Annotated in this window: 20 protein-coding genes and 3 pseudogenes; 6 read left to right on the top strand and 17 right to left on the bottom strand. The window is 56.4% G+C overall.

What is annotated here, in order from left to right; translation table 11 throughout:
• Positions 1-424, bottom strand: a 424-nt coding sequence (gene ssb1, locus GM30_RS04125) for a single-stranded DNA-binding protein SSB1 (protein ID WP_049847599.1), incomplete at its 3' end; no start/stop codon positions are given.
• A 246-nt stretch (positions 425-670) separates the two neighbouring features.
• Between ssb1 and uvrA the strand changes: the two genes are divergently transcribed.
• The 3 genes from uvrA to GM30_RS04110 all read left to right on the top strand — a co-directional run bounded on the left by uvrA (position 671) and on the right by GM30_RS04110 (position 4,386).
• Positions 671-3,496, top strand: coding sequence for an excinuclease ABC subunit UvrA (uvrA, locus tag GM30_RS04120; protein WP_049847598.1), 2,826 nt, complete (start codon positions 671-673; stop codon positions 3,494-3,496).
• A 185-nt stretch (positions 3,497-3,681) separates the two neighbouring features.
• On the top strand, positions 3,682-4,038 hold the full coding sequence (locus tag GM30_RS04115) for a hypothetical protein (RefSeq protein WP_238582602.1): 357 nt from the start codon (positions 3,682-3,684) through the stop codon (positions 4,036-4,038).
• A gap of 9 nt (positions 4,039-4,047) precedes the next feature.
• Positions 4,048-4,386, top strand: coding sequence for a hypothetical protein (locus GM30_RS04110; protein ID WP_049847596.1), 339 nt, complete (start codon positions 4,048-4,050; stop codon positions 4,384-4,386).
• A gap of 14 nt (positions 4,387-4,400) precedes the next feature.
• Here the strand turns inward: GM30_RS04110 and GM30_RS04105 are convergent, their stop codons facing one another.
• From GM30_RS04105 to dnaB, 5 genes are all read right to left on the bottom strand, one after another.
• Positions 4,401-4,757, bottom strand: coding sequence for an MmcQ/YjbR family DNA-binding protein (locus GM30_RS04105; RefSeq protein ID WP_038158366.1), 357 nt, complete (start codon positions 4,755-4,757; stop codon positions 4,401-4,403).
• Positions 4,758-4,925: 168 nt separating this feature from the next.
• Entirely contained in the window at positions 4,926-5,639 is a 714-nt protein-coding gene (gene aphA, locus GM30_RS04100) for an acid phosphatase AphA (RefSeq protein WP_049847595.1), read from the bottom strand.
• Positions 5,640-5,802: 163 nt separating this feature from the next.
• The gene (tyrB, locus tag GM30_RS04095; protein WP_049847594.1) at positions 5,803-6,996 is read right to left on the bottom strand and encodes an aromatic amino acid transaminase; all 1,194 of its coding nucleotides are present in this window, start codon (positions 6,994-6,996) and stop codon (positions 5,803-5,805) included.
• A 134-nt stretch (positions 6,997-7,130) separates the two neighbouring features.
• A complete protein-coding gene (alr, locus tag GM30_RS04090) occupies positions 7,131-8,042 on the bottom strand; it encodes an alanine racemase (protein ID WP_049847593.1) in 912 nt (303 codons plus the stop codon).
• 16 nt (positions 8,043-8,058) lie between these two features.
• On the bottom strand, positions 8,059-9,474 hold the full coding sequence (gene dnaB, locus GM30_RS04085) for a replicative DNA helicase (protein WP_049847592.1): 1,416 nt from the start codon (positions 9,472-9,474) through the stop codon (positions 8,059-8,061).
• A gap of 63 nt (positions 9,475-9,537) precedes the next feature.
• Here dnaB and GM30_RS04080 point away from each other — a divergent pair, with 63 nt between their 5' ends.
• The gene (locus GM30_RS04080) at positions 9,538-10,521 is read left to right on the top strand and encodes a quinone oxidoreductase (RefSeq protein WP_049847591.1); all 984 of its coding nucleotides are present in this window, start codon (positions 9,538-9,540) and stop codon (positions 10,519-10,521) included.
• A gap of 164 nt (positions 10,522-10,685) precedes the next feature.
• On the opposite strand, the gene pspG is transcribed toward GM30_RS04080, so the two are convergent.
• The 3 genes from pspG to GM30_RS04065 form a co-directional block, all read right to left on the bottom strand.
• Complete coding sequence (gene pspG, locus GM30_RS04075; protein ID WP_049847601.1) at positions 10,686-10,928, bottom strand: envelope stress response protein PspG; 243 nt, start codon at positions 10,926-10,928, stop codon at positions 10,686-10,688.
• Between the two features lie 142 nt (positions 10,929-11,070).
• Positions 11,071-12,069, bottom strand: a complete 999-nt coding sequence (dusA, locus tag GM30_RS04070; RefSeq protein WP_049847590.1) for a tRNA dihydrouridine(20/20a) synthase DusA — start codon at positions 12,067-12,069, stop codon at positions 11,071-11,073.
• Positions 12,070-12,150: 81 nt separating this feature from the next.
• Positions 12,151-13,398: a conjugal transfer protein TraF gene (locus GM30_RS04065; protein WP_049847589.1), complete on the bottom strand. Its 1,248-nt coding sequence runs from the start codon at positions 13,396-13,398 to the stop codon at positions 12,151-12,153.
• Between the two features lie 315 nt (positions 13,399-13,713).
• Here GM30_RS04065 and zur point away from each other — a divergent pair, with 315 nt between their 5' ends.
• Entirely contained in the window at positions 13,714-14,229 is a 516-nt protein-coding gene (zur, locus tag GM30_RS04060; protein WP_049847588.1) for a zinc uptake transcriptional repressor Zur, read from the top strand.
• Here the strand turns inward: zur and GM30_RS27005 are convergent.
• From GM30_RS27005 to GM30_RS04040, 4 genes are all read right to left on the bottom strand, one after another.
• Entirely contained in the window at positions 14,226-14,477 is a 252-nt protein-coding gene (locus GM30_RS27005) for a CsbD family protein (RefSeq protein WP_049847587.1), read from the bottom strand. The genes zur and GM30_RS27005 overlap by 4 nt on opposite strands.
• 121 nt (positions 14,478-14,598) lie before the next feature.
• On the bottom strand, positions 14,599-15,918 hold the full coding sequence (dinF, locus tag GM30_RS04050) for an MATE family efflux transporter DinF (protein WP_049847586.1): 1,320 nt from the start codon (positions 15,916-15,918) through the stop codon (positions 14,599-14,601).
• Between the two features lie 69 nt (positions 15,919-15,987).
• Complete coding sequence (gene lexA / locus GM30_RS04045) at positions 15,988-16,596, bottom strand: transcriptional repressor LexA (protein WP_049847585.1); 609 nt, start codon at positions 16,594-16,596, stop codon at positions 15,988-15,990.
• Positions 16,597-16,705: 109 nt separating this feature from the next.
• Positions 16,706-17,074 carry a diacylglycerol kinase gene (locus tag GM30_RS04040; RefSeq protein ID WP_049847584.1) on the bottom strand — a complete coding sequence of 123 codons (369 nt, stop codon included), beginning with the start codon at positions 17,072-17,074 and terminating at the stop codon, positions 16,706-16,708.
• A 177-nt stretch (positions 17,075-17,251) separates the two neighbouring features.
• Between GM30_RS04040 and plsB the strand changes: the two are divergent.
• A pseudogene (plsB, locus tag GM30_RS04035) lies at positions 17,252-19,647 on the top strand (glycerol-3-phosphate 1-O-acyltransferase PlsB).
• Between the two features lie 39 nt (positions 19,648-19,686).
• Here plsB and ubiA read toward each other — a convergent pair.
• The 4 genes and pseudogenes from ubiA to GM30_RS04015 all read right to left on the bottom strand — a co-directional run bounded on the left by ubiA (position 19,687) and on the right by GM30_RS04015 (position 23,578).
• Positions 19,687-20,522: pseudogene (gene ubiA / locus GM30_RS25970) on the bottom strand (4-hydroxybenzoate octaprenyltransferase).
• Positions 20,523-20,534: 12 nt separating this feature from the next.
• Positions 20,535-21,012: pseudogene (ubiC, locus tag GM30_RS04025) on the bottom strand (chorismate lyase).
• Positions 21,013-21,198: 186 nt separating this feature from the next.
• Positions 21,199-22,131 (bottom strand): maltose operon protein MalM, encoded by a 933-nt coding sequence (malM, locus tag GM30_RS04020; RefSeq protein ID WP_049847583.1) that lies wholly within the window; start codon positions 22,129-22,131, stop codon positions 21,199-21,201.
• A 109-nt stretch (positions 22,132-22,240) separates the two neighbouring features.
• A complete protein-coding gene (locus GM30_RS04015; RefSeq protein ID WP_155483916.1) occupies positions 22,241-23,578 on the bottom strand; it encodes a maltoporin in 1,338 nt (445 codons plus the stop codon).
• Positions 23,579-23,582: the final 4 nt, after the last annotated feature.

The raw sequence follows: 23,582 nt of genomic DNA, 5'->3' as shown, positions 1-23,582 counted from the left end.
GCTGCTGCGGCTGCTGAGGCTGACCCCAACCGCCCTGCTGCTGACCACCGCCCGCTGGCGCGCCTGCGCCCTGCTGACGGCCGCCCAGCATCTGCATGGTGCCGCCAACGTTGACCACCACTTCAGTGGTGTATTTTTCTACGCCGGACTGATCGGTCCATTTGCGGGTACGCAGTTGGCCTTCGATGTAAACCTGAGAACCTTTACGCAGGTACTCGCTGGCGACTTCAGCCAGCTTGCCGAACAGCACAACGCGGTGCCATTCCGTCTGCTCTTTCATTTCCCCGGTCTGCTTGTCACGCCAGGATTCGGAAGTAGCCAGCGTAATGTTGGCCACTGCACCACCATTCGGCATGTAGCGTACTTCCGGGTCCTGGCCCAGATTACCGACGAGAATCACCTTGTTTACGCCTCTGCTGGCCATGATCGTGTCTCCTGAATACGTTTTGAAATAGTGTAAACGCGCGATTGTACCACCACAAAGCGGCATTTTGATAGCTGCGAGCATGATTCCAGAAATCTCGCGTCAATAATCATTTTTGCACATAATCGAGGAAGATGCATTCCAATACTGTATATTCAAACAGGTTTAATTGTGTCATAATTAGCCGTTTCTGCCGTTTGTCCTTCAAGCAAACCAGGCATTCCGAGTCTCTACCGGGAAAGGTGAATGGATAAGATCGAAGTTCGGGGCGCCCGCACCCATAATCTCAAGAATATCAACCTCGTCATCCCTCGCGACAAACTGATTGTCGTTACCGGGCTGTCGGGTTCAGGCAAATCTTCACTGGCTTTTGACACCCTGTACGCCGAAGGACAGCGCCGCTACGTTGAGTCGCTGTCAGCCTACGCGCGCCAGTTTCTGTCGTTGATGGAAAAACCGGACGTCGATCATATCGAAGGCCTGTCGCCCGCGATCTCCATTGAGCAGAAATCGACCTCGCACAACCCGCGTTCAACGGTCGGTACGATTACCGAAATCCACGACTATCTGCGTCTGCTGTACGCCCGCGTCGGGGAGCCTCGCTGCCCGGATCACGACGTGCCGCTGGCGGCGCAGACCGTCAGCCAGATGGTGGATAACGTGCTGTCGCAGCCGGAAGGCAAACGCCTGATGCTGCTGGCGCCGATCATTAAAGAGCGTAAAGGCGAGCACACCAAGACGCTGGAAAACCTGGCAAGCCAGGGGTATATCCGCGCCCGTATCGATGGTGAAGTGTGCGATCTCTCCGATCCGCCAAAACTCGAATTACAGAAGAAACACACCATCGAGGTGGTGATCGATCGCTTCAAAGTCCGTGGCGATCTGGCGCAGCGTCTGGCTGAATCCTTTGAAACCGCGCTGGAACTGTCCGGCGGCACCGCCGTGGTCGCCGACATGGACGACGAAAAAGCCGAGGAGTTGCTCTTCTCCGCTAACTTCGCCTGCCCGATTTGCGGTTACAGCATGCGTGAGCTGGAGCCGCGCCTGTTTTCGTTCAACAACCCGGCAGGCGCCTGCCCGACCTGTGACGGCCTCGGCGTACAGCAATATTTCGATCCGGACCGTGTGATCCAGAACCCGGAGCTATCGCTGGCGGGGGGAGCGATCCGCGGCTGGGATCGCCGTAACTTCTACTATTTCCAGATGCTGAAATCGCTGGCGGAACACTACAAATTCGACGTCGACGCGCCGTGGGGAAGCCTCAGCCCGTCCGTGCATAAAGTCGTGCTGTTCGGTTCTGGCAAAGAGTCGATTGAATTCAAATATATGAACGACCGCGGCGACACCTCGGTGCGCCGCCATCCGTTCGAAGGCGTTCTGCATAACATGGAACGCCGCTACAAAGAGACCGAATCCAGCGCCGTGCGCGAAGAGCTGGCGAAATTCATCAGCAACCGTCCATGTGCGACCTGCGACGGCACTCGTCTGCGCCGTGAAGCGCGCCACGTGTTTGTCGAAAACACCCCGCTGCCAACCATCTCAGACATGAGCATCGGCCACGCGATGGACTTCTTCAATAACCTGCAGCTTTCCGGTCAGCGTGCGCAAATTGCCGAAAAGGTGCTGAAAGAGATTGGCGATCGCCTGAAGTTCCTGGTGAACGTTGGCCTGAACTACCTGACACTTTCCCGCTCGGCGGAAACACTGTCCGGCGGCGAGGCGCAGCGTATTCGTCTGGCGAGCCAGATTGGCGCCGGGCTGGTTGGCGTGATGTACGTGCTGGATGAACCGTCAATCGGTCTGCATCAGCGCGATAACGAACGCCTGCTCGGTACGCTGATTCATCTGCGTAATCTCGGTAATACGGTGATTGTGGTTGAGCACGATGAAGACGCGATCCGCGCCGCTGACCACATCATCGATATCGGTCCTGGTGCCGGTGTTCACGGCGGCCAGGTGGTGGCTGAAGGGCCGCTCGACGCTATCATGGCGGTACCGGAATCGCTCACCGGCCAGTTCATGAGCGGCAAACGTCAGATTGAAGTGCCGAAAAAACGCGTTCCGGCGGATCCGGAAAAAGTACTGAAGCTGAGTGGCGCGCGCGGCAACAACCTGAAAGACGTTACGCTGACGCTGCCCGTCGGCCTGTTTACCTGTATCACCGGCGTCTCGGGTTCCGGCAAATCAACGCTGATCAACGATACCCTGTTCCCGATCGCCCAGCGTCAGTTGAACGGTGCGACCATCGCGGAGCCTGCGCCGTATCGCGACGTTCAGGGGCTTGAGCATTTTGATAAAGTCATTGATATCGACCAGAGCCCGATTGGCCGTACGCCGCGCTCGAACCCGGCGACCTATACCGGCGTATTCACGCCGGTACGTGAACTGTTCGCCGGCGTGCCGGAATCACGCTCACGCGGCTATACGCCGGGTCGCTTCAGCTTTAACGTCCGCGGCGGTCGCTGCGAAGCCTGTCAGGGCGACGGCGTGATCAAAGTTGAAATGCACTTCCTGCCGGATATCTACGTGCCGTGCGACCAGTGCAAAGGCAAACGCTATAACCGCGAAACGCTGGAAATTAAATACAAAGGCAAGACGATTCACGAAGTGCTGGATATGACCATCGAAGAAGCGCGTGAGTTCTTTGACGCAGTGCCAGCGCTGGCGCGTAAGCTGCAAACGCTGATGGACGTAGGTCTGACCTACATTCGTCTCGGCCAGTCGGCAACCACACTCTCCGGAGGCGAAGCGCAACGCGTGAAGCTGGCGCGTGAGCTGTCAAAACGCGGCACCGGCCAGACGCTCTACATTCTCGATGAACCGACCACCGGTCTGCACTTTGCGGATATCCAGCAACTGCTGGACGTGCTGCATCAGTTGCGTGACCAGGGCAATACCATCGTGGTGATTGAGCACAACCTGGACGTCATTAAAACGGCGGACTGGATTGTTGATCTGGGGCCGGAAGGCGGCAGCGGCGGCGGGGAAATCCTCGTTTCCGGTACGCCAGAAACGGTGGCGGAGTGCAAGGAATCACACACTGCGCGCTTCCTGAAACCGATGCTGAAATAAACCTGCCTGCGCCCTGTTGATTCGCTTCAGGGCGCAACACTTTGCCTCTTTTTTGCGCATTTGAACCCGCAGCGTGGCGCTATGCTGGACGACATTCCCCTCACGCCAGAGCCACGGTCATGCCTGTTATCCGCATCATCAGAGTCGCTTTTTTATTACCGCTGCTATTGTTAACCGCCTGTTCAATGACGGGAAACTATAACGGCGATGCCCACCGCCAGTTAGTGATGCTGCAGGCGCTGCATCTGCAATTCATTGACGACGCCACCACCCTCGATGCCCGCAACGTGGCGCTTGACGCACGCGATTACCATCTGCAATACCGCGCCGCGCGACTGTTTGCCGAAAACCTCGGCGATCCGCTGCGTCTGGATAACCTTCAGTCGCTGAACAATCTCTGGCTGGTGCAGTATGATCGCTTTCAGCAACAGCAGCGACCATTCAACAATGCACAGGCCAGATTGTTCAGCCGCCAGACGAGCGCGGCTTACCAGCAGGCCATTCACGGCGAGTGCTTACGTCCACATTCCGTTTGCCAGTAGAGGTTCATCATGTCGATTTTAAACGATCTGGAAGTGGCGTTTGCCAGTCCGGCATTTCGCCAGCAGGCCGGGGAGATTATTGGAAACGAGTGCCTGACGCTGTTTCAGCAGGGTCTGGCGGACCACGACGCGTTTATTCGCGACACCTGCGAGATGCTGGCGGAGGCGTTACGTGACAAAGCCCGTGGCGAGCTGGAAGCGGAAGACATCAATGCCATGCTCATCGGCATGCAGGCACAACTGGCGATACAAATGACCAACGCGCAGATCGCCGTGCGATCCCGCATGCAGACTATTGTTGAGCGACTACTCAGCCTGTCGCTGTCAGTGCTGGTCACCGCGCTGTAGCTATTGATCGGGAGTTATTCGCCGAGAATGCTCTTCCGGGTCTCTTCCGGGATCAGCGTCAGCGCCTGTTCCCACGAGGCATCGACCAGATAGTAGATTTGCGAATCCGGCAGCGTGCCGTCGAGATAGACCGTACTCCAGTGCGCTTTATTGAGGTGCTTGCTCGGCCGCACGTCGCTGTGCTGCTGGCGCAGCAGTTCGGCAAGTTCAGGACTGGTTTTTAATGATGTCGCCGGGCGCCCCTCAACTTCCTTCACCATGGCAAACAACACGTCGGCCACCTTGATCTGCGTGGCCTTCCAGTCACTGTGGACGCTCTGCTCAGCGCCCGGTTTCTTCATGCAATATTGTAAAAGCTCCGAAATGGTCATTTCTGTTCTCCGTGCCCACTCAGGCAGTTCCTGTGTTAAGAGGTTCTGTTTAAGTGTGCAGCAAGATGACGAAAGGTAAAACTTTCACCGCACGACCTGGGCAAAAAAAGGGCAACCCGAAGGTTGCCGTTACGAAAACTGCCTGAATAATCTGGTTTTACCGAGGCGTCAGTATTCCGAATTGACGATGACCTCTTCACCAAACTTTCCGGCCATGGGTAACGGTCGATACGTCGAGTTTGACGCACGCAGCACGCGGATCCCCCGCACGCCCGCTTCACGCGCGGCGGTGATATCATTATCTGAATCGCCGTAGAACATCCGGATGTTCTTTTTCTGCAACCACGCTGTTTTGGTATTTTGCCCCGCCTCGTCACCAGCAAAAATCACCGGGTTCATATTTGCCGCGGGAATAAGAAAATCGTCCTGCAGGGTTTTCGAGACGGTTTCCGTGCGGGTCTGACTGCGGCCCGTGACGAAATAAATGCTGTCGCCGCGTTTGATGTGCATGGTGATCAGCGCCCGCGCGACTTCTTTTGGAATGCTGAACTCATCCCAGCCGTTATTCATTTTTTGCCAGAATGCCGGGTTCTTCAGGTACGCGTCACTGCCGGGTGACCAGGTTTTTTGCCCCCGCCAGAAGCCAGGACTGGAAAACAACACGGTGTCATCAATGTCAAAACCCACCGCTATCGGCGGGCGGCCCAACAGACTGTTTTCAATTTGTGCCACCGAAACCCAGTGGACGGGAGCCTGTTCAGCAAGGCGAGCAACGTTAGTGCCTGGATTGACGGGAGAAGGTGCCGACGCGCGGGCAACAACCGGGTTGTTGAGCGCAAATAGCAGACAAACGGCGCTAAACGCCATAGTAATATTACGCATATTTTTCCCTAAGTGTGCAAAAGTGATGGCTCGGGATTTTTATTTTTGATCAGGTGTCAGTCTGACATTACGCTTGATGGGGTTTTGGCGGAAGAATAAAAGTCATAGAAAAGGGGGATGATCACACTCATCCCCCCATTTTAAGGAAATTGCTAGTAAGTACTTACATTACTGCGCAAAAGGCCTCAGCAACACGGTGAACATTGCGCGAATTGAGGCCCGCAACGCACATGCGACCACTGGCGATCAGGTAAACGCCAAACTCTTCACGCAGGCGATCCACCTGTGCCGCGCTCAGTCCGGTGTAGCTGAACATGCCGCGCTGCCTGAGCAGATAGTCGAAATTGCGCCCCGGCATCGCCTCTTTCAGCACGTTGACCAGTTCCTGACGCATCGCCAGAATGCGGGTACGCATCGTTTCCACTTCAGCCAGCCATGACGCTTTCAGTTCCGGGTTGCTCAGCACCGCCGCGACAACCTGCGCGCCAAAGCTCGGCGGGCTGGAGTAGTTGCGACGTACAGTGGCTTTCAGTTGCCCCAGCACGCGCCCGGCGGTTTCTGCGTCCTCGCAGACCACCGACAGTCCGCCTACGCGTTCGCCATAAAGCGAGAAAATCTTCGAGAACGAGTTGCTGACCAGCAGCGGCAGGCCAGAGCTGGCGAAGGCACGAATGGCGTACGCATCGTCTTCCATTCCCGCGCCAAAGCCCTGATAGGCGATGTCGAGGAATGGGATCAGATTGCGGGATTTCGCCACTTCCACCACCGCATCCCATTGTGCATGAGTCAAATCAGCACCCGTCGGGTTATGACAGCACGGATGCAGCAGCACGATACTTTGCGCCGGCAGCGTATTCAGTTTTTCCAGCAGCGCCTCGAAGCGAACGCCGTTGGTTTCTGTGTCAAACCATGGGTAAGTGCTTACTTCGAAGCCAGCACCTTCAAAAATTGCCACATGGTTTTCCCACGTCGGGTCGCTGACCCAGACGCCAGAATTCGGGAAGTAGCGTTTCAGGAAATCGGCACCGATTTTCAGCGCGCCGGAGCCGCCGAGCGACTGGATGGTCGCCACGCGGTTTTGCTTCAGCACGGGATGGTCTGCGCCAAAAAGCAGCGGCGCAATGCTGCTACGGTAAGTATTCAGCCCTTCCATCGGCAGATAAAGCGACGCGCCGTGCGGCTGCGCATTCAGTTGCGCTTCCGCTTTTGCTACGGCCTGCAGTTGCGGGATAATCCCGTCTTCGTTGTAGTAAAGGCCAATGCTGAGATTGACTTTGTCACTGCGCGGATCTTCTTTAAAACGCTCCATTAAGGAGAGGATGGGGTCGCCTGCATAGGCGTCGACTTTCTGAAACACGCGATGTTTCTCCGGATTTTACAAAGGCAGGGAATAACAACAATAAACCGGAAGTCAGAGAAGATCGAGGGGATGTTGGCGAAAGCGGGAGCGGGCTCAACGCCGCCCCCGCCCCTTTCAGGCAGCGTGACGCGCTACTCTTCGTACTGCATCGCGACCCGGGAGGTCAGTCGCGTGATTAGTTCGTAAGCGCTCACTTTTGTAGTTTCAGCAATGCGCTCAACGGGTAGCCCCGCGCCCCACATCACCACCGGATCGCCGGCCTTATCCTGCGCCTGTGGGCCTAAATCGACGCAAATCATGTCCATCGCCACGCGTCCGACAATCGGCACCTCGCGGCCATTGACCAGCACCGGCGTGCCTGATGGCGCCGCGCGCGGGTAACCGTCACCGTAGCCCATCNNGCGATCGCTTACCCAGGTCCCGCCATAGCCGACAGGCTCGCCCGCTTTGTGCTCGCGCACCGCAATCAGGCTGGAGGTCAGCGACATCACCGGCTGGAAACCAAAATCCGGTCCCCACGGTTTTTGATCCAGCGGGGAAACGCCGTACAGAATGATGCCGGGACGCACCCAGTCAAAATGCGACTGCGGCCACAGCAAAATTCCGCCTGAGGCGGCAATCGAACGCTGCCCCGGTTTCCCTTCAGTAAAGGTGTTGAAGATATCCAGTTGCTGTTCAGTCGCTCCGCATTCCGGCTCGTCGGCGCGGGCGAAATGGCTGACGATATTCACCGGCTGGCGGACGTTTTTGCACTGGCAAAGACGCTGGTAAAACCCGTCGGCCTGCTCCGGGCGGATGCCCAGGCGGTGCATGCCGGTGTCCAGCTTCATCCACACGGTGACCGGCTCAGGCAAATCGGCCTGCTCCAGCGCCTCCAGCTGTTCCATGTTATGAACTGCGGTGTGCAGGTGCTGTTGGGAGATGACTGGCAGATCGCTGGCGTTGAAAAAGCCTTNNAGTTTGCTGGCGGGCGCCAGTTCACGCAGACGTTGCAGGTTGTGTCGCAGAGCGCGGCGGTTAATGACAACAGTTGCCGCTTGCATTTGAATTCCTTAGAAATTATTCATCATCGTATTGTGGGCCCGCATAATTATCAAAACGCGACCACTGACCGTTAAAGGTGAGACGCACGGTGCCGATGGGGCCGTTACGCTGCTTACCAATAATGATTTCTGCGATGCCTTTCAGGTCGCTGTTCTCGTGATAAACCTCGTCACGGTAGATGAACATGATAAGGTCAGCATCCTGCTCGATGGAGCCCGATTCACGCAGGTCGGAGTTGACCGGACGTTTATCGGCACGCTGTTCCAGCGAGCGGTTAAGCTGCGACAGCGCTACGACCGGCACCTGCAATTCTTTCGCCAGTGCTTTCAGCGAACGCGAGATTTCAGCGATTTCCAGCGTGCGGTTGTCGGATAACGACGGTACGCGCATCAGTTGCAGGTAGTCGATCATGATAAGACCGAGGCCGCCGTGCTCGCGGGCGATACGCCGCGAACGGGAGCGCACTTCGGTCGGCGTCAGGCCGGAAGAGTCATCAATATAGATATTTCGTTTTTCCAGCAGAATGCCCATCGTGCCGGAAATGCGCGCCCAGTCTTCATCGTCCAGTTGCCCGGTACGAATGCGGGTCTGATCGACGCGTGACAGCGACGCCAGAGAACGCATCATGATCTGTTCTGAGGGCATTTCAAGACTGAAAATCAGAACCGGTTTGTCCTGCAACATCGCCGCATTTTCGACGAGGTTCATCGCAAATGTCGTTTTACCCATCGACGGACGCGCCGCCACGATGATCAGATCCGACGGCTGCAAACCGGCGGTTTTTTTGTTGAGATCGTCATAGCCGGTGTTGACGCCGGTAACGCCGTCGTGCGGCTGCTGGAACAGTTTCTCGATACGCGCCACCGTCGCATCAAGCACATCGGCGATGTTTTTCGGCCCTTCGTCTTTATTGGCGCGGCTTTCGGCGATTTTAAACACGCGGGATTCGGCGAGGTCGAGCAGATCTTCGCTGGTGCGGCCCTGCGGATCAAACCCCGCTTCGGCGATTTCATTGGCAACGGAGATCATTTCGCGGACAACGGCGCGTTCGCGCACGATATCGGCATACGCGCTGATGTTCGCCGCACTTGGTGTGTTTTTCGATAATTCGGCCAGGTAAGCGAAGCCGCCGACGCTGTCGAGCTGACCCTGGCGCTCCAGCGATTCCGCGAGCGTGATCAGATCGATAGGACTGCCGGTTTCCTGCAGTCGCGCCATTTCAGTAAAAATATGGCGATGCGGGCGGGTATAGAAATCATCCGACACAACGCGCTCGGCGACATCGTCCCAGCGTTCGTTGTCCAGCATCAAACCGCCCAACACCGACTGTTCCGCTTCAATCGAGTGCGGCGGCACTTTCAAACCGGCCACCTGCGGATCGCGGTCGCGGGGTTCAGTCTGTTGTTTGTTGAAGGGTTTATTTCCTGCCATAGTGAATGGAGTTACCGAGCCTGATATTGGGTCGTAAGATTATCACAGAGTTCAGGAGGAAGCATGGCAACACGAATCGAATTTCACCAGCATGGTGGTCCTGAGGTACTGAAAGCGGTCGAGTTTACCCCCGCAGACCCCGCCGACAACGAGATCCAGGTGGAAAACAAGGCCATCGGTATTAACTATATCGACACCTATATTCGCGGAGGACTTTACCCGCCGCCGTCCCTGCCGAGCGGTATCGGCACCGAGGCCGCGGGCATCGTCAGCAAAGTTGGCCGCAACGTTACGCATATTAAAGCAGGCGATCGCGTAGTGTATGCGCAGTCCGCACTGGGCGCTTACAGTTCGGTACACAACGTGCCTGCCGATAAAGCCGCGCTCCTTCCGTCTGCCATTTCTTATGAACAGGCCGCCGCCGCTTTCCTTAAAGGGCTGACCGTTTTTTATCTGCTGCGTAAAACCTATGAAGTGAAGCCGGACGAACAGTTTCTGTTCCACGCGGCGGCCGGTGGCGTGGGGCTGATTGCCTGCCAGTGGGCCAAAGCGCTGGGTGCGAAGTTGATTGGCACCGTCGGCAGCGCGCAGAAAGCGCAGCGGGCGAAAGAGGCTGGTGCCTGGCAGGTCATTAACTATCGTGAAGAGAGCGTGGTTGAGCGGCTGAAGGAGATCACCGACGGCAAAAAAGTGCGCGTGGTGTATGACTCGGTGGGTAAAGATACGTGGGAAGCGTCACTGGATTGCCTGCAGCGCCGTGGTCTGATGGTCAGTTTCGGTAACTCGTCAGGCGCAGTCACCGGCGTTAACCTCGGCATTCTTAATCAGAAAGGGTCGCTGTATGCCACGCGTCCGTCTTTGCAGGGCTACATCACAACGCGTGAAGAGCTGGAAGAAGCCAGCAATGAACTGTTTTCGCTGATCGCCAGCGGCGTGATTAAAGTGGACGTGGCGGACAATCAGAAATACGCATTGCGCGATGCGCAGAAAGCCCATGAGGTGCTGGAAAGCCGCGCAACGCAGGGCTCCAGCCTGTTGATTCCATAAAAAATGTGGGCTTCCACCGTGGTGGAAGCCCTTTCTTTTTTGTTCGGCTGTTTGTAGGGTACAGCTCGATGAATTCGTTACTGCGGGATAGTGACAGATTTATTTCGCAAAACCTAAGTACTTTTCTGCAAAACTTCTCAGGTTGTGATCCCCTGCACAATCAATCAGTAACGCCAACGGTCATTGCGGCGGTACTGCGGAATTTTCGGTTCTTTGATAAGCCGGATCACCCACACCACCGCAACCGCCAGCAGCAGCCAGGGCAGCAGTTTAAGCATCATCGCCAGCAGACCGCCAACGAACATCAGCGCTGTCGCCACGACGATAGCCACCAGGATCCCCAGCAATGATACCCCCGTCATCAGCAGCATGACGAAAAATCCAATCACAAATAACAGTTCCAGCATGGTGCTCTCTCCCAAAAAGTCATTGTTGCTCTGCATGGGGTATTACAAGAAACGTGCCAGAAGTTAACGCATTGAATAGAAAGAAAAACGCCCTGAAAGGCGTTTCAGGGCGTGGCGAATTTGACGAAATAATAGTGAAAAATTAACGCTTATTCGCCACGAGCTGCAACGCCTGCTCCAGCACGTTAATGTCGGCACCCGCTTTGTGAGCATTTTCGCTGAGATAACGGCGCCACTGACGCGCGCCAGGAATACCCTGGAACAGGCCGAGCATATGGCGGGTGATATGCCCCAGATAGGTGCCGTTACTGAGCTCGCGTTCGATGTAGGGGTACATCGCGCGCACCACGGCGACCGGATCGGCGTCAGCCACGTCAGCGCCGAAAATATCCCGGTCAACCGAAGCGAGAATACCCGGGTTCTGGTACGCCTCGCGGCCCACCATCACGCCATCCATATGCTGTAGATGCATTTTCGCCTCTTCCAGCGTTTTTATGCCACCGTTGATCGACATCGTCAGATGCGGGAAATCACGCTTGAGCTGCCAGACGCGCGGGTAGTCCAGCGGCGGGATTTCGCGGTTCTCTTTTGGACTCAGGCCGGAAAGCCAGGCTTTGCGCGCATGAATGATGAACGTATCACACTCACCACGGCCGGACACGGTGCTGATGAAATCGCACAGAAATTCGTAGCTGTCCTGATCGTCGATGCCGATACGCGTTTTAACCGTGACGGGCACCGACACCACGTCGCGCATCGCCTTCACACAGTCCGCGACCCGTTGCGCATTGCCCATCAGGCAGGCGCCAAACATGCCATTCTGAACACGATCAGACGGGCAGCCAACGTTCAGGTTGATTTCGTCATAACCACGCGCTTCAGCGAGTTTTGCGCAATGCGCCAGCTGCGCCGGATCGCTGCCGCCGAGCTGTAACGCGACCGGATGTTCTTCGTCGCTGTAGGCCAGATAATCGCCTTTACCATGAATTATCGCCCCCGTGGTGACCATCTCCGTGTACAGCAGCGTGTGGCGTGACAGCAGACGCAGAAAATATCGGCAATGTCTGTCTGTCCAGTCCAGCATGGGCGCGATGGAGAAACGGTGAGCAGGGAAAACAGATGACGAGGTCTCTTGCAGCATGGCGAATTATTAAGCATCCGGGTAAAAAGGGGCGCTACTATAGCATAAAGATAAACCGGAGGCGTGAACCTCCGGCTAACATCAGAATGTCATGCTCAACTGCGCCCCGGCACCCCAGGTTTCGTCTTCGCCATACAGGCCCATCAGATCAAGATGCACGCGGTTGAACGGCGCAAAACCAACACCGGCGGTGAAGACATTGCTGTCGTTACTTTTCACATCCGCACGATAACCAGCGCGTACCGCCAGCCAGCTCAGCGGCTGCACTTCCGCACCGACGCCGACGTACTGCGAATCTTCTTCGCTTTTGAAACCTTTCGTTTCTGTCAGATCGCCATCCGCGGTAAGCGTCACCAAATCGTTGTGCCACGCGACGCCGGCCGTCACCAGCGGGCTAATCTGGTACGTATCGCGCACGCCGCCCACCTCTTTAGTGTCGATATCGCGCGACATCAGGTTCTGACCGCTTAAGCCGACGGTCCAGTTTTCGCCAAAATCAGCAGCCAGCCCGGCGTCGACGTTAAACCCGGTGTCGTCATTACGGTAACGGCTGTTTTTGAGATCGCCGCTGTTGTAGCTGTAGATCGACACCGTGTAGTTGTAGAGCCAGGTTTTTTGCAGCTTCGGCGTAATGCCCACCGAGACCGGCACGCCGCCAATATCAAACTGCCGTGCCACAGCCACGCCATAGTCGGAAACAATCGCCGCACGACCAAAGCCAGTGGATTTGAGATTATCAGGATCCACCGTCAGCGCCGTGGCGGGCACCGCCTGAATCGCTCTCAGTTGATCGATATCACCCTGATCGATATACGAACTGACCCGCGCGCGGGCGTTGGCTTTCGCCACAAAGGCAACAGACAGCGTGTCGTTAGGAATGCTCACCGCAATCCCGCCTGCGGCTTTCGCGCTGGCGGTTTTCCCTTTCAGGGATTCCAGTTGATCGGCAAGCGAGCCCGCCGCAGAGGAGACCTGACGATACCCGGGCGAGCCGGGAATAAAGAGATCGGTCAGATTCAGGTTATCCAGGGTATCGCGATAGTTGTCTACATCGTCGCTGATATCATCGATTTTATCGCGCAGGTTGTCTTTATCGCTGATCTGCGCGCCAATCGACGGGAAGACCAACGTGATGTCATCGTCTGGTTGCGCTTTGGCCAGCAGCGCCGGGTTGTTGAACACCGCGCTACCGTAACGGGATGAGGCGACGCCCGTTCCCCCCATCGCGTTGTTTCGCGTTTCCGCGCCAAAATCCGTTGCACTTGCCTGATTTGCCATCAGGAAAGTGAGTGCCACTGGCAACATCGAAAATTTCACGTTTTTTTTCACAGTATGCTCGTTATATGCAGATGAATGTCTGTCCCTTTCCAGTTATCACCTGAAAAGGGGTGAACTATTGCTGTGAATAACGATGAAAAAAACGCGTTTCACGCGGGATTAACCCCAGAGGGAGCCACTGTATTCGTTATAATCTGTGTCGTCCCTCACTATTTATAGATGAGAATTTTCTTTTCTGGAAAGTTTCGGATTACTGGAATTTTAAAACGCAGACCGATCGTCGCCGACGATCAGCGCGGATCTCGGTGTTTCCGCCATTACATGGTAAAGTAAGGGATTAAATTCCACGCAACCAGAGGATGCATCATGGACAAGACGACTTCGCAAGCGCTGTTAGCTCATGCCGAGAAAGCCTGTGCGCAACGCGGTGTACGCCTGACTCCGCAGCGCCTTGAGGTGCTACGCCTGATGAGCCTGCAACCTGGCGCCATCAGCGCCTACGATCTTCTGGATCTGCTGCGTGAAGCCGAACCTCAGGCAAAACCGCCGACCGTCTACCGGGCGCTGGAGTTTTTGCTGGAACAGGGCTTCGTGCATAAAGTGGAATCCACCAACAGTTATGTGCTGTGCCATCTGTTTGATCAGCCCACGCATACGTCAGCGATGTTTATTTGCGATCGCTGTGGCGTGGTCAAAGAAGAAGGTGCGGAAGGGGTTGAAGATATTCTGCATACGCTGGCGGCCCGGATGGGGTTTGCATTGCGCCATAACGTGATTGAAGCGCATGGTCTGTGCGCGGCTTGTGTGGAGGTGGAAGCCTGCCGCCACCCTGGCGAATGCGGTCACGATCACTCCATTCAGATGAAGAAAAAACCGCGCTAAAAACAGAGCGGGCGGCAAAAAGCCGCCCTGAGGGTTGTACGTCCGTGTATCTCGGGTAGAGACTGTTTTACCAGTGGTAGTCGTTCCGGNNGATCTTTTGCGTAGCCATAACGTTCCTGAATACGCCCGACCAGCTGGTCACGGCGACCTTCGATTACCGTGAAGTCATCGTCAGTGAGTTTACCCCACTGCTCTTTCGCTTTGCCTTTCAGTTGTTTCCAGTTACCGCCGATTTCGTCTTTATTCATCATCAAATCCTCATCGTTCGGTTGTTAAAAAAATCTCGTCAGCCCTTCGCTTTCTGCTGAACGTAATAACAAGTTTAGACGAGACTACTGAACCCGGTTCGATATTCAGAATATTTAACCATCAGGCAAACCATGTGTTGTGTTGCCAGTGACGTCGCCAGATCCACGCCAGCGACAGCCCGCGCAACGCCAGGAAGACGGCCAGCGACAGCCACAAACCATGATTGCCCAGCGTCGGCACCGTCAGTAGCGTTAAGGCAAATCCGGCCGCCGCGACGGCCATACTGTTACGCATCTCCGCCCCGCGGGTCGCGCCGATGAACATGCCGTCCAGCAGGTAACACCAGACACCGATCACCGGCAAAATAACCTGCCAGATGACGTAGCGATCGGCCAGCTGTTGCAGCGACGGCAGAGACGTGAGCATAGCGACAATTTGTTCTCCCGCCGCCAGGTAAACCAGCGCAAATGCCAGCGCCACCAGCCCGGACTGACGACACGCCGCGCGCCAGACGTGCAGCAGTTGGCTGCCGTCTCTCGCGCCGTAAGCCTGCCCGGAATGCGCTTCGACAGCATAGGCGAAGCCATCCAGCGCATAGGCGGTAAAGGTCAGCATGGTCATGAGCACGGCGTTGACCGCTACGATATCGCCGCCCAGACGGGCACCGAAAACGGTAATCGCGCCGAAGCATAGTTGTAACAGCAGGGAACGCAGCATGATGTCGCGATTGAGCGCCAGCAGCCGACGGAAATTGCCGCGCCACGCCTGTTTCAACAACGCCAGCGAAACACCGCGCAGCGCCAGAACCCGACGTGCCATCAACAGGCCAATGATGAACGTGGCATATTCAGCAATTGCCGTCGCCAGCGCCGCCCCCTGCACGTTCAGGTGAAGGCCCATCACCAGCCAGAGATCGAGAACGATATTCAGGATATTGCCGACCACCAGCAGGATCACCGGCGCGCGGGCATACTGAACGCCCAGCAGCCACCCCAGCAGCACCAGATTCGCCAGCGACGCGGGGGCGCTCAGCCAGCGGATCGCCAGAAACCGTCGCGCCTGCTCCAGCACGGCATCGCTGCCGCCAACGATGTGCAACGCGAGATCAATGATCGGCCCACGCAGCAGCACGATTAGCACCCCGGCTCCGAGCGCCATCAATAACGGCTGCACCAGCGCTCTCGCCAGCGCCAGCGGATCTTTTGCGCCAAACGCCTGCGCGGTGAGCCCCGTAGTGCTCATACGCAGAAACAGCAACAGCATAAACAGGAAGCTGGTCGCGGTCGCCCCAACGGCAACGCCACCGAGGTAGACGGCACTGTCGAGATGACCAATCACGGCGGTATCCACCAGCCCAAGCAAAGGCACGGTGATATTGGAGAAAATCATCGGCAGCGCCAGACGCCACAACGCCTTATCGGCTGCGTTGAAAAATTGCATGGGGAAATGCCTGAGGTAAAACGATGCGCACACTGCGGCACGCATTGCGCCGCAGTACGGAAAGGGAGGTTACAACCACTCGCCGTTGCGAATGACGCCGACGGCCAGCCCTTCAATGGTAAAGCTCTGGTTGCGCAGATCCACCACGATAGGGGAAAACTCGCTGTTTTCTGGCAACAGCTCAACCGTGTTGCCCTGTTTTTTCAGGCGCTTAACGGTCACTTCGTCATCAATGCGCGCGACAACCACCTGGCCGTTGCGGACATCCTGCGTTTTATGGACAGCTAACAGGTCGCCATCAATAATACCGATGTCTTTCATGGACATACCGCTGACGCGCAGCAGGAAATCCGCACTCGGTTTGAACATAGCCGGGTCAACCTGATAATGACCTTCAATGTGCTGCTGCGCCAGCAGCGGTTCGCCCGCGGCAACACGGCCAATCAGCGGCAACCCTTCTTCTTCTTCAACCAGCAGGCGGATACCGCGAGAGGCGCCTGAAACGATCTCAATAACGCCCTTACGCGCCAGCGCTTTCAGGTGTTCTTCAGCGGCATTCGGGGAACGGAACCCCAAGCGCTGAGCGATTTCCGCACGCGTCGGTGGCATGCCCGTCTGGCTGATGTGATCCCGAATGAGATCAAACACCTCTTGCTGCCTGGTCGTTAACGCTTTCATTCCGCCCCCTGGGTGTATATACAGTTATGCTGTGAGTATATACAGTTAACGCCCATTTTGAAACCACAAAAAGCATAAAAAACCAGTGTCTTCGTCAATTCTGGAAGCGTTATCGAAAATGCGACCATAACAGCGTGACCCAGGTCATCAGCGCGATAATAATCGCAAACAGCACCGCCGCCGAGCCCATATCCTTCGCGCGGCCAGAGAGTTCATGGCGTTCCGTCCCGATGCGGTCCACCACGGCTTCCAGCGCGCTGTTGATGATTTCCACTATCATCACCAACAGGACGGAGCCAATCAGCAACACCCGCGTGATGGCATCGACATCCAGCCAGCAGGCAATGATAATCGCAACGATGGCGGCGACACCTTCCTGACGAAACGCGGCTTCGTTGACCCACGCCGCGCGTATTCCTTTCCAGGAATATCCCGCCGCGTTGATGATTCGGGTTAACCCGGTGGTATTATTAGCCATCAAAAAGAACCTTTTGTTATGTGCGTCAATGACAAGTACGGGTATTAACCGGAATAATTCACGCTTCGGCCTGAACCGCTGCGGCATGAAGTATGACGGCTTACCACAGATATTCTGTACGCTTTCTGTTATTCTTGCCGCGCATTTGCATCATTAACCAGAGGCTTTACATCGTTTATGTCCGGCTGGCCACGAATTTACTACAAATTACTGAATTTACCATTAAGTGTACTGGTAAAAAGCAAGTCGATTCCGGCAGAACCTGCTCAGGAGTTAGGGCTCGATACGTCGCGCCCTATTATGTACGTTTTGCCTTACAACTCTAAGGCAGACTTGCTGACCTTGCGCGCCCAATGTCTGGCGCATGATTTACCCGATCCGCTGGAGCCGCTCGAAATCGACGGCACCGTGCTGCCACGCTACGTGTTTATCCACGGCGGGCCGCGCGTCTTCACCTATTACGCGCCCAAAGAAGAGTCCATCAAACTGTTCCATAACTATCTGGATCTGCATCGCAGCAATCCGGATCTCGACGTGCAGATGGTTCCCGTGTCGGTGATGTTTGGTCGTTCGCCGGGGCGTGATAAAGGCGAGGAAAACCCGCCGCTGCGGATGCTGAACGGCATTCAAAAATTTTTCGCCGTCACCTGGCTTGGCCGCGACAGCTTTGTGCGTTTCTCCCCTTCCGTCTCGATGCGCTGGATGGCCACCGAGCACGGTACGGATAAANCGCCCAGAAACTGGCGCGGGTGGCGCGAATGCACTTTGCCCGTCAGCGTCTGGCGGCGGTAGGCCCGCGACTGCCGGCGCGTCAGGATCTGTTCAACAAGCTGCTGGCCTCAAAAGCTATCGCCCGGGCGGTGGAAGACGAAGCGCGCAGCAAAAAAATCTCCCATGAGAAAGCGCAGCAAAACGCCATCGCGCTGATGGAAGAGATTGCCGCCAACTTCTCCTATGAGATGATTCGCCTGACCGACCGCATCCTTGGGTTTACCTGGAACCGGTTGTATCAGGGGATTAACGTGCATAACGCCGAGCGTGTACGCCAGTTGGCGCACGACGGCCACGAAATCGTCTATGTGCCCTGCCACCGCAGCCACATGNTGCTTTATCACCAGGGGCTGGTGCCGCCGCACATCGCGGCGGGGATCAACCTGAACTTCTGGCCCGCCGGACCGATTTTCCGTCGGCTCGGCGCGTTCTTCATCCGTCGTACCTTCAAGGGCAACAAGCTCTACTCCACCGTATTCCGCGAATATCTGGGCGAGCTGTTCAGCCGCGGTTATTCCGTTGAATACTTTGTGGAAGGCGGGCGTTCGCGCACCGGCCGTTTGCTGGATCCGAAAACCGGCACGCTGTCGATGACCATTCAGGCGATGCTGCGCGGCGGCACCCGTCCGATCACCCTGGTGCCGATCTACATCGGTTACGAACATGTGATGGAAGTGGGCACCTACGCGAAAGAGCTGCGCGGCGCGACCAAAGAGAAAGAGAGTCTGCCGCAGATGGTGCGCGGGCTAAGCAAGCTGCGTAATCTTGGCCAGGGTTATGTGAACTTTGGCGAGCCGTTGCCGCTAATGACCTACCTGAATCACCATGTGCCGAACTGGCGCGAGGCGATCGATCCCATCGAAGCAGTGCGTCCGGCCTGGCTGACGCCGACGGTGAATGACATCGCCGCCGATCTGATGGTGCGCATCAACAACGCTGGTGCGGCGAACGCCATGAACCTGTGCTGTACGGCGCTGCTGGCCTCCCGCCAGCGTTCTCTGACCAGAGAGCAGTTAACGCAGCAACTGGAGTGCTACCTCGAGCTGATGCGCAATGTGCCGTATTCCCCGGATTCCACCGTGCCGTCCGTATCCGCCAGCGCGCTGATCGACCACGCGTTGCAAATGAACAAGTTCGAAGTCGAGAAAGACACCATCGGCGATATCATCATTCTGCCGCGCGAGCAGGCGGTGCTGATGACGTATTACCGCAACAATATCACTCATATGCTGATGATTCCGTCACTGCTGGCGGCGATCGTCACCCAGCATCGCCACATCTCCCGTGACGATATGCTGAGCCATGTGGAAATGCTCTATCCGTTGCTGAAAGCCGAGCTATTCCTGCGCTGGGAAAAAGAAGAACTGGCGGGCGTGATTGATGCGCTGATGGCAGAAATGCAGCGTCAGGAGCTGATTTCGCAGCACGATGGCGAGATCTTTATTAATCCGTCGCACTCCCGCACACTGCAACTGCTGGCGGCAGGCGCGCGCGAAACGCTGCAGCGCTATGCCATTACTTTCTGGCTGCTGAGCGCGAACCCGGCCATTAACCGCAGTACGCTGGAGAAAGAGAGCCGCACCGTGGCGCAACGTCTGTCAGTACTGCACGGCATTAACGCGCCGGAGTTCTTCGACAAGGCGGTATTTACAACGCTGGTGTTGACGTTGCGTGATGAAGGCTACATCAGCGACACAGGTGACGCCGAGCCGGAAGAGACGCTGAAGGTGTACCAGATTCTGGCAGATTTGATTACGTCAGATGTTCGTCTGACGATTGAAAGCGTCAGCCAGGACGCGTAAACGTCCCAGAACAGAGCCCTCTCCCTGGAGAGGGCTTTTTTATGCCATAAAGCTCATCGCCAGCCCGAGAAACAGCACCAGTCCGACGTAGTTATTGTTCATAAACGCTTTGAAACAGGCATCGCGCTCGCGGTTTTTAATCAGCTTCTGCTGATAGACAAACAGCGCGCCGGCCACCGCCACCGACCAGTAAAACGCCCAGCCGAGGTGGTTCATTATGCCGATGGCGACCATCAGCGCCAGCACCGCAACCTGCAAAATACCGATGATCAGCTTGTCGTATTGCCCGAACAGAATCGCCGTCGATTTAATGCCAATTTTCAGATCGTCATCGCGATCGACCATCGCATACTGCGTATCGTAAGCCNNCCGCCCACAGGATATTGGCGAGGAACATCAACCAGCAGCTCAGGGGCAGCGATTCGCTGACCGCCGCGAACGCCATCGGGATCGACCAGCCAAACGCCGCGCCCAGCACCACCTGCGGCAGATGCGTGTAGCGCTTCATAAAGGGATAAACCCAGGCCAGCGCCAGCGCCGCCACGGAGAGCAGAATGGTCATGGTGTTGAGCGTCAACACCAGCAAAAAGGAGAGCACGACCAGCACGACAAACAGCGTACGCGCCTCTTTTTCGGTGACGTCGCCGCTCGGCAGCGGACGGTGCGCCGTGCGTTTAACGTGGCCGTCGAATTTACGATCGGCATAGTCGTTCACCACGCAACCCGCCGCGCGCATCAGCCAGACACCGCCCGGGCCCCCCCAGCCACAACGCCCACAGCGTCGGCCAGAGCAGCAACAGCGCGCCAATCGGTTTGTCGGTACGCATCAGGCGATGAAACGCCAAAAGCTTGTTCTGCGTAAGACTCCACTCCATTTTTTGTACCTCTTAATACAGCGGTGATGCAGGCAAAAACAACTCTGTCAGCAACAGCGGCTTCCCGCTCAGGCGAAGGCGGGAACGACGCCCCCACAGCTCTGCATAGCGACCGATTTCAATAAAATCCCGGGTCAGGGACGACGACGTGAACAAATAGCGACCCAGCGGCACGTTGCCGAGCTGCTGCAATGCCAGCTCCGGACCGGTTAGCGTGGATTCAGGCACCACGGTGCGCCCCGNNACATAACAGGATTCCCCGCAGCCAGTAGCGCGGCTCGTCGGGTAACAGCGCCTGCTCTTCGTCGATGGCATCGCGCGTCACAAAGCCTTCGCGGATCATAGTCACGGTGATGGTTTTGCCCTGCTGCTCAAAACGTTTGGTCATGGAATCTTCCAGCAGCAGCCAGTCCAGCAGTTGCGGATCCAGAGAGGGAATTGCGTCGTAATAGCGTAGCTCACGCAGCTGCGTGAGTGCCGGATGTGTCATGCCTGACGTCTCCAATACATAACTTTGTGGCATTGTAACGCAGAAAACGGATTTCGGGGGCGGGGAAACGTCAATATACGATCATTAGCGTAACAGGCACGTAACGAACCTGAAGAACAAAAAAGGTGCGCCCGGGGTGGACGCACCGAAAGGCTTCGCCTAAACATCAGCATTGCGGGGAAACGGTTACCCCTTGCCTTTTACACTGCTGATAAAGGTGGAACGAGCAGATGTCGAGCCGAGGCGTTCAGCTTCGTCCAGGAGTTTCAGGGCTTTATCCACATCACCTTTGGCAACCGCCTGCTTAATGGCGTTGTTGAAATAGGCTTCCGTGTCATTGAGCACTGGCGCGCTCGGTTTCGCAGGCGCAGCCGGAGCCGCCGCAACCGGCGCGGCATACGCCGGTGCTGCCGTATTGCCGACCGTCACCGGGCCTGGTTTAGAGGCGCCAAACAGCGGACCGACCAGCACGCTGGAGCCGGACGAGGTTTTCACTTTCAGCTTCACCGTGCCGTCAGTTACATGGCGGGCAATCGGATCCGGAATATCAGGTACGGCATTGCCGGTGCCTTTCGCATAGGCTTTTGCCGGGTCAAGCAGCGTGGTGGTTTGCTGGAGATCCTGCGGCGTGGTGAAGACCAGCACGTAAATTTTCTGCTGACCGAGCGCTGGCGTCAGGCGCATTTCGCCTTCCAGACGATCGGCGCTCATCACGCCCGGCTCCTGATAAGTAAAATAGCTGCTCGGGAAATAGGCGGAAGGCGTCATGTTCTGATCGAGAATCAGCACGTTTGGCGCAAATACCTGCGTTCTTTTATCTACTTCACTACTGAGCGTCAGATAGAGCTCACCGATATTGGCCGGTACGCTGTACGCGGCGACCGGGCCGCTGATGCCAGGCACGTTAAGCTGCTGGCCGCCCGTTGAAAGCTGGGTCGATTGCGTTTTGGATTGATCAACCGGCGTCCAGGTCAGTTGCTGGAGCGCGTCGGTGGGGATAGCCGGTGCGGCAGAGGTATTCTGCGGCACAATATTCACATCGGCGAACGTCACTGTGGGTGCGCTTGCCAGTAAACCTGCACAGAGACTCAGTGCGACGAGACTTTTTTTCATTTTCATCGTTATTCCCTCAAACAGGGTCCAGTCGGTAGCCAGGCAATGGCGCGCTGAACCTAAGGAGAGAGGGGCTTGCGCCCCTCTTCAGGTCATTACATCGGGTTAACTCAAATTACCACCAGATTTCCATCTGGGCGCCGAAGGACCACTCGTCGTTGTCGCCACGGCTAAAGGTGCGTGCAGCAGTGTCAGCATAGGCCTGACCCGGGGTGTAACCCGCGATCGTGCCATTACCGGCCGGTGCATAGCCCCATTTTTCATCCCACTTGGCGTAGGTTGCGAACAGACGGATAGCCGGACGAGACCAGATGCTGTCGCCTGCCTGCCACTGTTGCGCCAGGGTAATTTTGTACTGATTGTTGGTATCGCCAGTTTCCTGGGATTTGACGTTGTCGTAGCCGACTTCAAGCAGGGTGCTCATGATTGGCGTCCACTTGTACATCGGGCGCACGCCGACGGTCCACCACTTGGTGCCGTTGTTGCTGTCGAGGTCGATGTCCTGATACATACCAACGTACATCAGGTCCCAGCTGTCGCCGAGGGAGATCGCCCCGTGATCCAACACGCGCCACAGGCTGCCGTTGTTGTTCATGGCATAGTTGATGTTGTCGCTGGTGCCAATACTGGAACCTTGTGACAGACCTTTGCCCTGCGAGGTCATGGAGTCGGTGGCGTACTGCAGAACAAACTTGTTGTAGCCTTTCAGCATGCTCTGAGTGTGCTCAGCGGTGAACATCCAGCCATCTTTCGATGCGCCGTCCACCAGGTAGTAACCGTCACGCTCGTTCGCACGACCATAGTCCACGCCGAGTTCCAGCGTGCCGCCCGGGTTGATTTCCATCTGCGCTAAACGCACGTCGAAGACGTCATTCGCGGTACGGGTGGTGTAGTCATAAATGCTGTTGCTGGCGAAAGAGGAAGAACCGCCCGCTTCAGAAGAACGGGTTGCCGCCAGAGAGAGTTTACCGAAGCCAACGTCGATGTTTTCCAGACCGGCACCCGGGCCAGAGATATCCCAGTAGTAGAAGTCGATCATGTGAACGTCATGACGCTGGTAGAAGCGCTTACCGGCCCAGATGGTGGAGCCAGGCAGCCAGTCGATCAGGTTTTTACCCTGAACGTTTGCTTCACGAAACGCCGGATCGGTGGCTTCCCAGTCGTTCTGCTGAGCAACGGAGTAGGCCACGTTAGTATCGAAGTAGAAGCTCTTATCGCCTTCTTTCCAGACTTCCTGTCCCAGTTTCAGCTCGGCGTAGGTTTCACATTCGTTACCGAGACGATACTTACTTTGAGCACCGGTCGCCTGGAAACATTGCTGTTCGCCGCCGCTGCCGGTCCAGCCAATGCCAGAACGGGCGTACCCGTGGAAATCAACGGCCATTGCCTGAACAGACATAACGCCTGCTGCGACGGCAACTACCTGTGGAAGTTTGCGCAGAGTAATCATCATTCTA

Origin of the sequence: Trabulsiella odontotermitis (genome assembly GCF_001188485.1) — a bacterium.
GTDB classification, from domain to species: Bacteria; Pseudomonadota; Gammaproteobacteria; order Enterobacterales; family Enterobacteriaceae; genus Trabulsiella; species Trabulsiella odontotermitis_A.
Note: the sequence above shows the minus strand (reverse complement) of the source record. Positions and strands in the feature narration are given on the sequence as shown.

Bases quoted from the DNA above. Each gene is read 5' to 3' on its own strand.
- GM30_RS04080 (WP_049847591.1), top strand. From the start codon at position 9,538: ATGGCAACACGAATCGAATTTCACCAGCATGGTGGTCCTGAGGTACTG.
- GM30_RS04115 (WP_238582602.1), top strand. From the start codon at position 3,682: ATGACGGGAAACTATAACGGCGATGCCCACCGCCAGTTAGTGATGCTG.
- pspG (WP_049847601.1), bottom strand. From the start codon at position 10,928: ATGCTGGAACTGTTATTTGTGATTGGATTTTTCGTCATGCTGCTGATG.
- GM30_RS04110 (WP_049847596.1), top strand. From the start codon at position 4,048: ATGTCGATTTTAAACGATCTGGAAGTGGCGTTTGCCAGTCCGGCATTT.
- lexA (WP_049847585.1), bottom strand. From the start codon at position 16,596: ATGAAAGCGTTAACGACCAGGCAGCAAGAGGTGTTTGATCTCATTCGG.
- dusA (WP_049847590.1), bottom strand. From the start codon at position 12,069: ATGCTGCAAGAGACCTCGTCATCTGTTTTCCCTGCTCACCGTTTCTCC.
- zur (WP_049847588.1), top strand. From the start codon at position 13,714: ATGGACAAGACGACTTCGCAAGCGCTGTTAGCTCATGCCGAGAAAGCC.
- aphA (WP_049847595.1), bottom strand. From the start codon at position 5,639: ATGCGTAATATTACTATGGCGTTTAGCGCCGTTTGTCTGCTATTTGCG.
- GM30_RS04015 (WP_155483916.1), bottom strand. From the start codon at position 23,578: ATGATGATTACTCTGCGCAAACTTCCACAGGTAGTTGCCGTCGCAGCA.
- uvrA (WP_049847598.1), top strand. From the start codon at position 671: ATGGATAAGATCGAAGTTCGGGGCGCCCGCACCCATAATCTCAAGAAT.
- dnaB (WP_049847592.1), bottom strand. From the start codon at position 9,474: ATGGCAGGAAATAAACCCTTCAACAAACAACAGACTGAACCCCGCGAC.
- GM30_RS04105 (WP_038158366.1), bottom strand. From the start codon at position 4,757: ATGACCATTTCGGAGCTTTTACAATATTGCATGAAGAAACCGGGCGCT.
- malM (WP_049847583.1), bottom strand. From the start codon at position 22,131: ATGAAAATGAAAAAAAGTCTCGTCGCACTGAGTCTCTGTGCAGGTTTA.
- GM30_RS04040 (WP_049847584.1), bottom strand. From the start codon at position 17,074: ATGGCTAATAATACCACCGGGTTAACCCGAATCATCAACGCGGCGGGA.
- dinF (WP_049847586.1), bottom strand. From the start codon at position 15,918: ATGCAATTTTTCAACGCAGCCGATAAGGCGTTGTGGCGTCTGGCGCTG.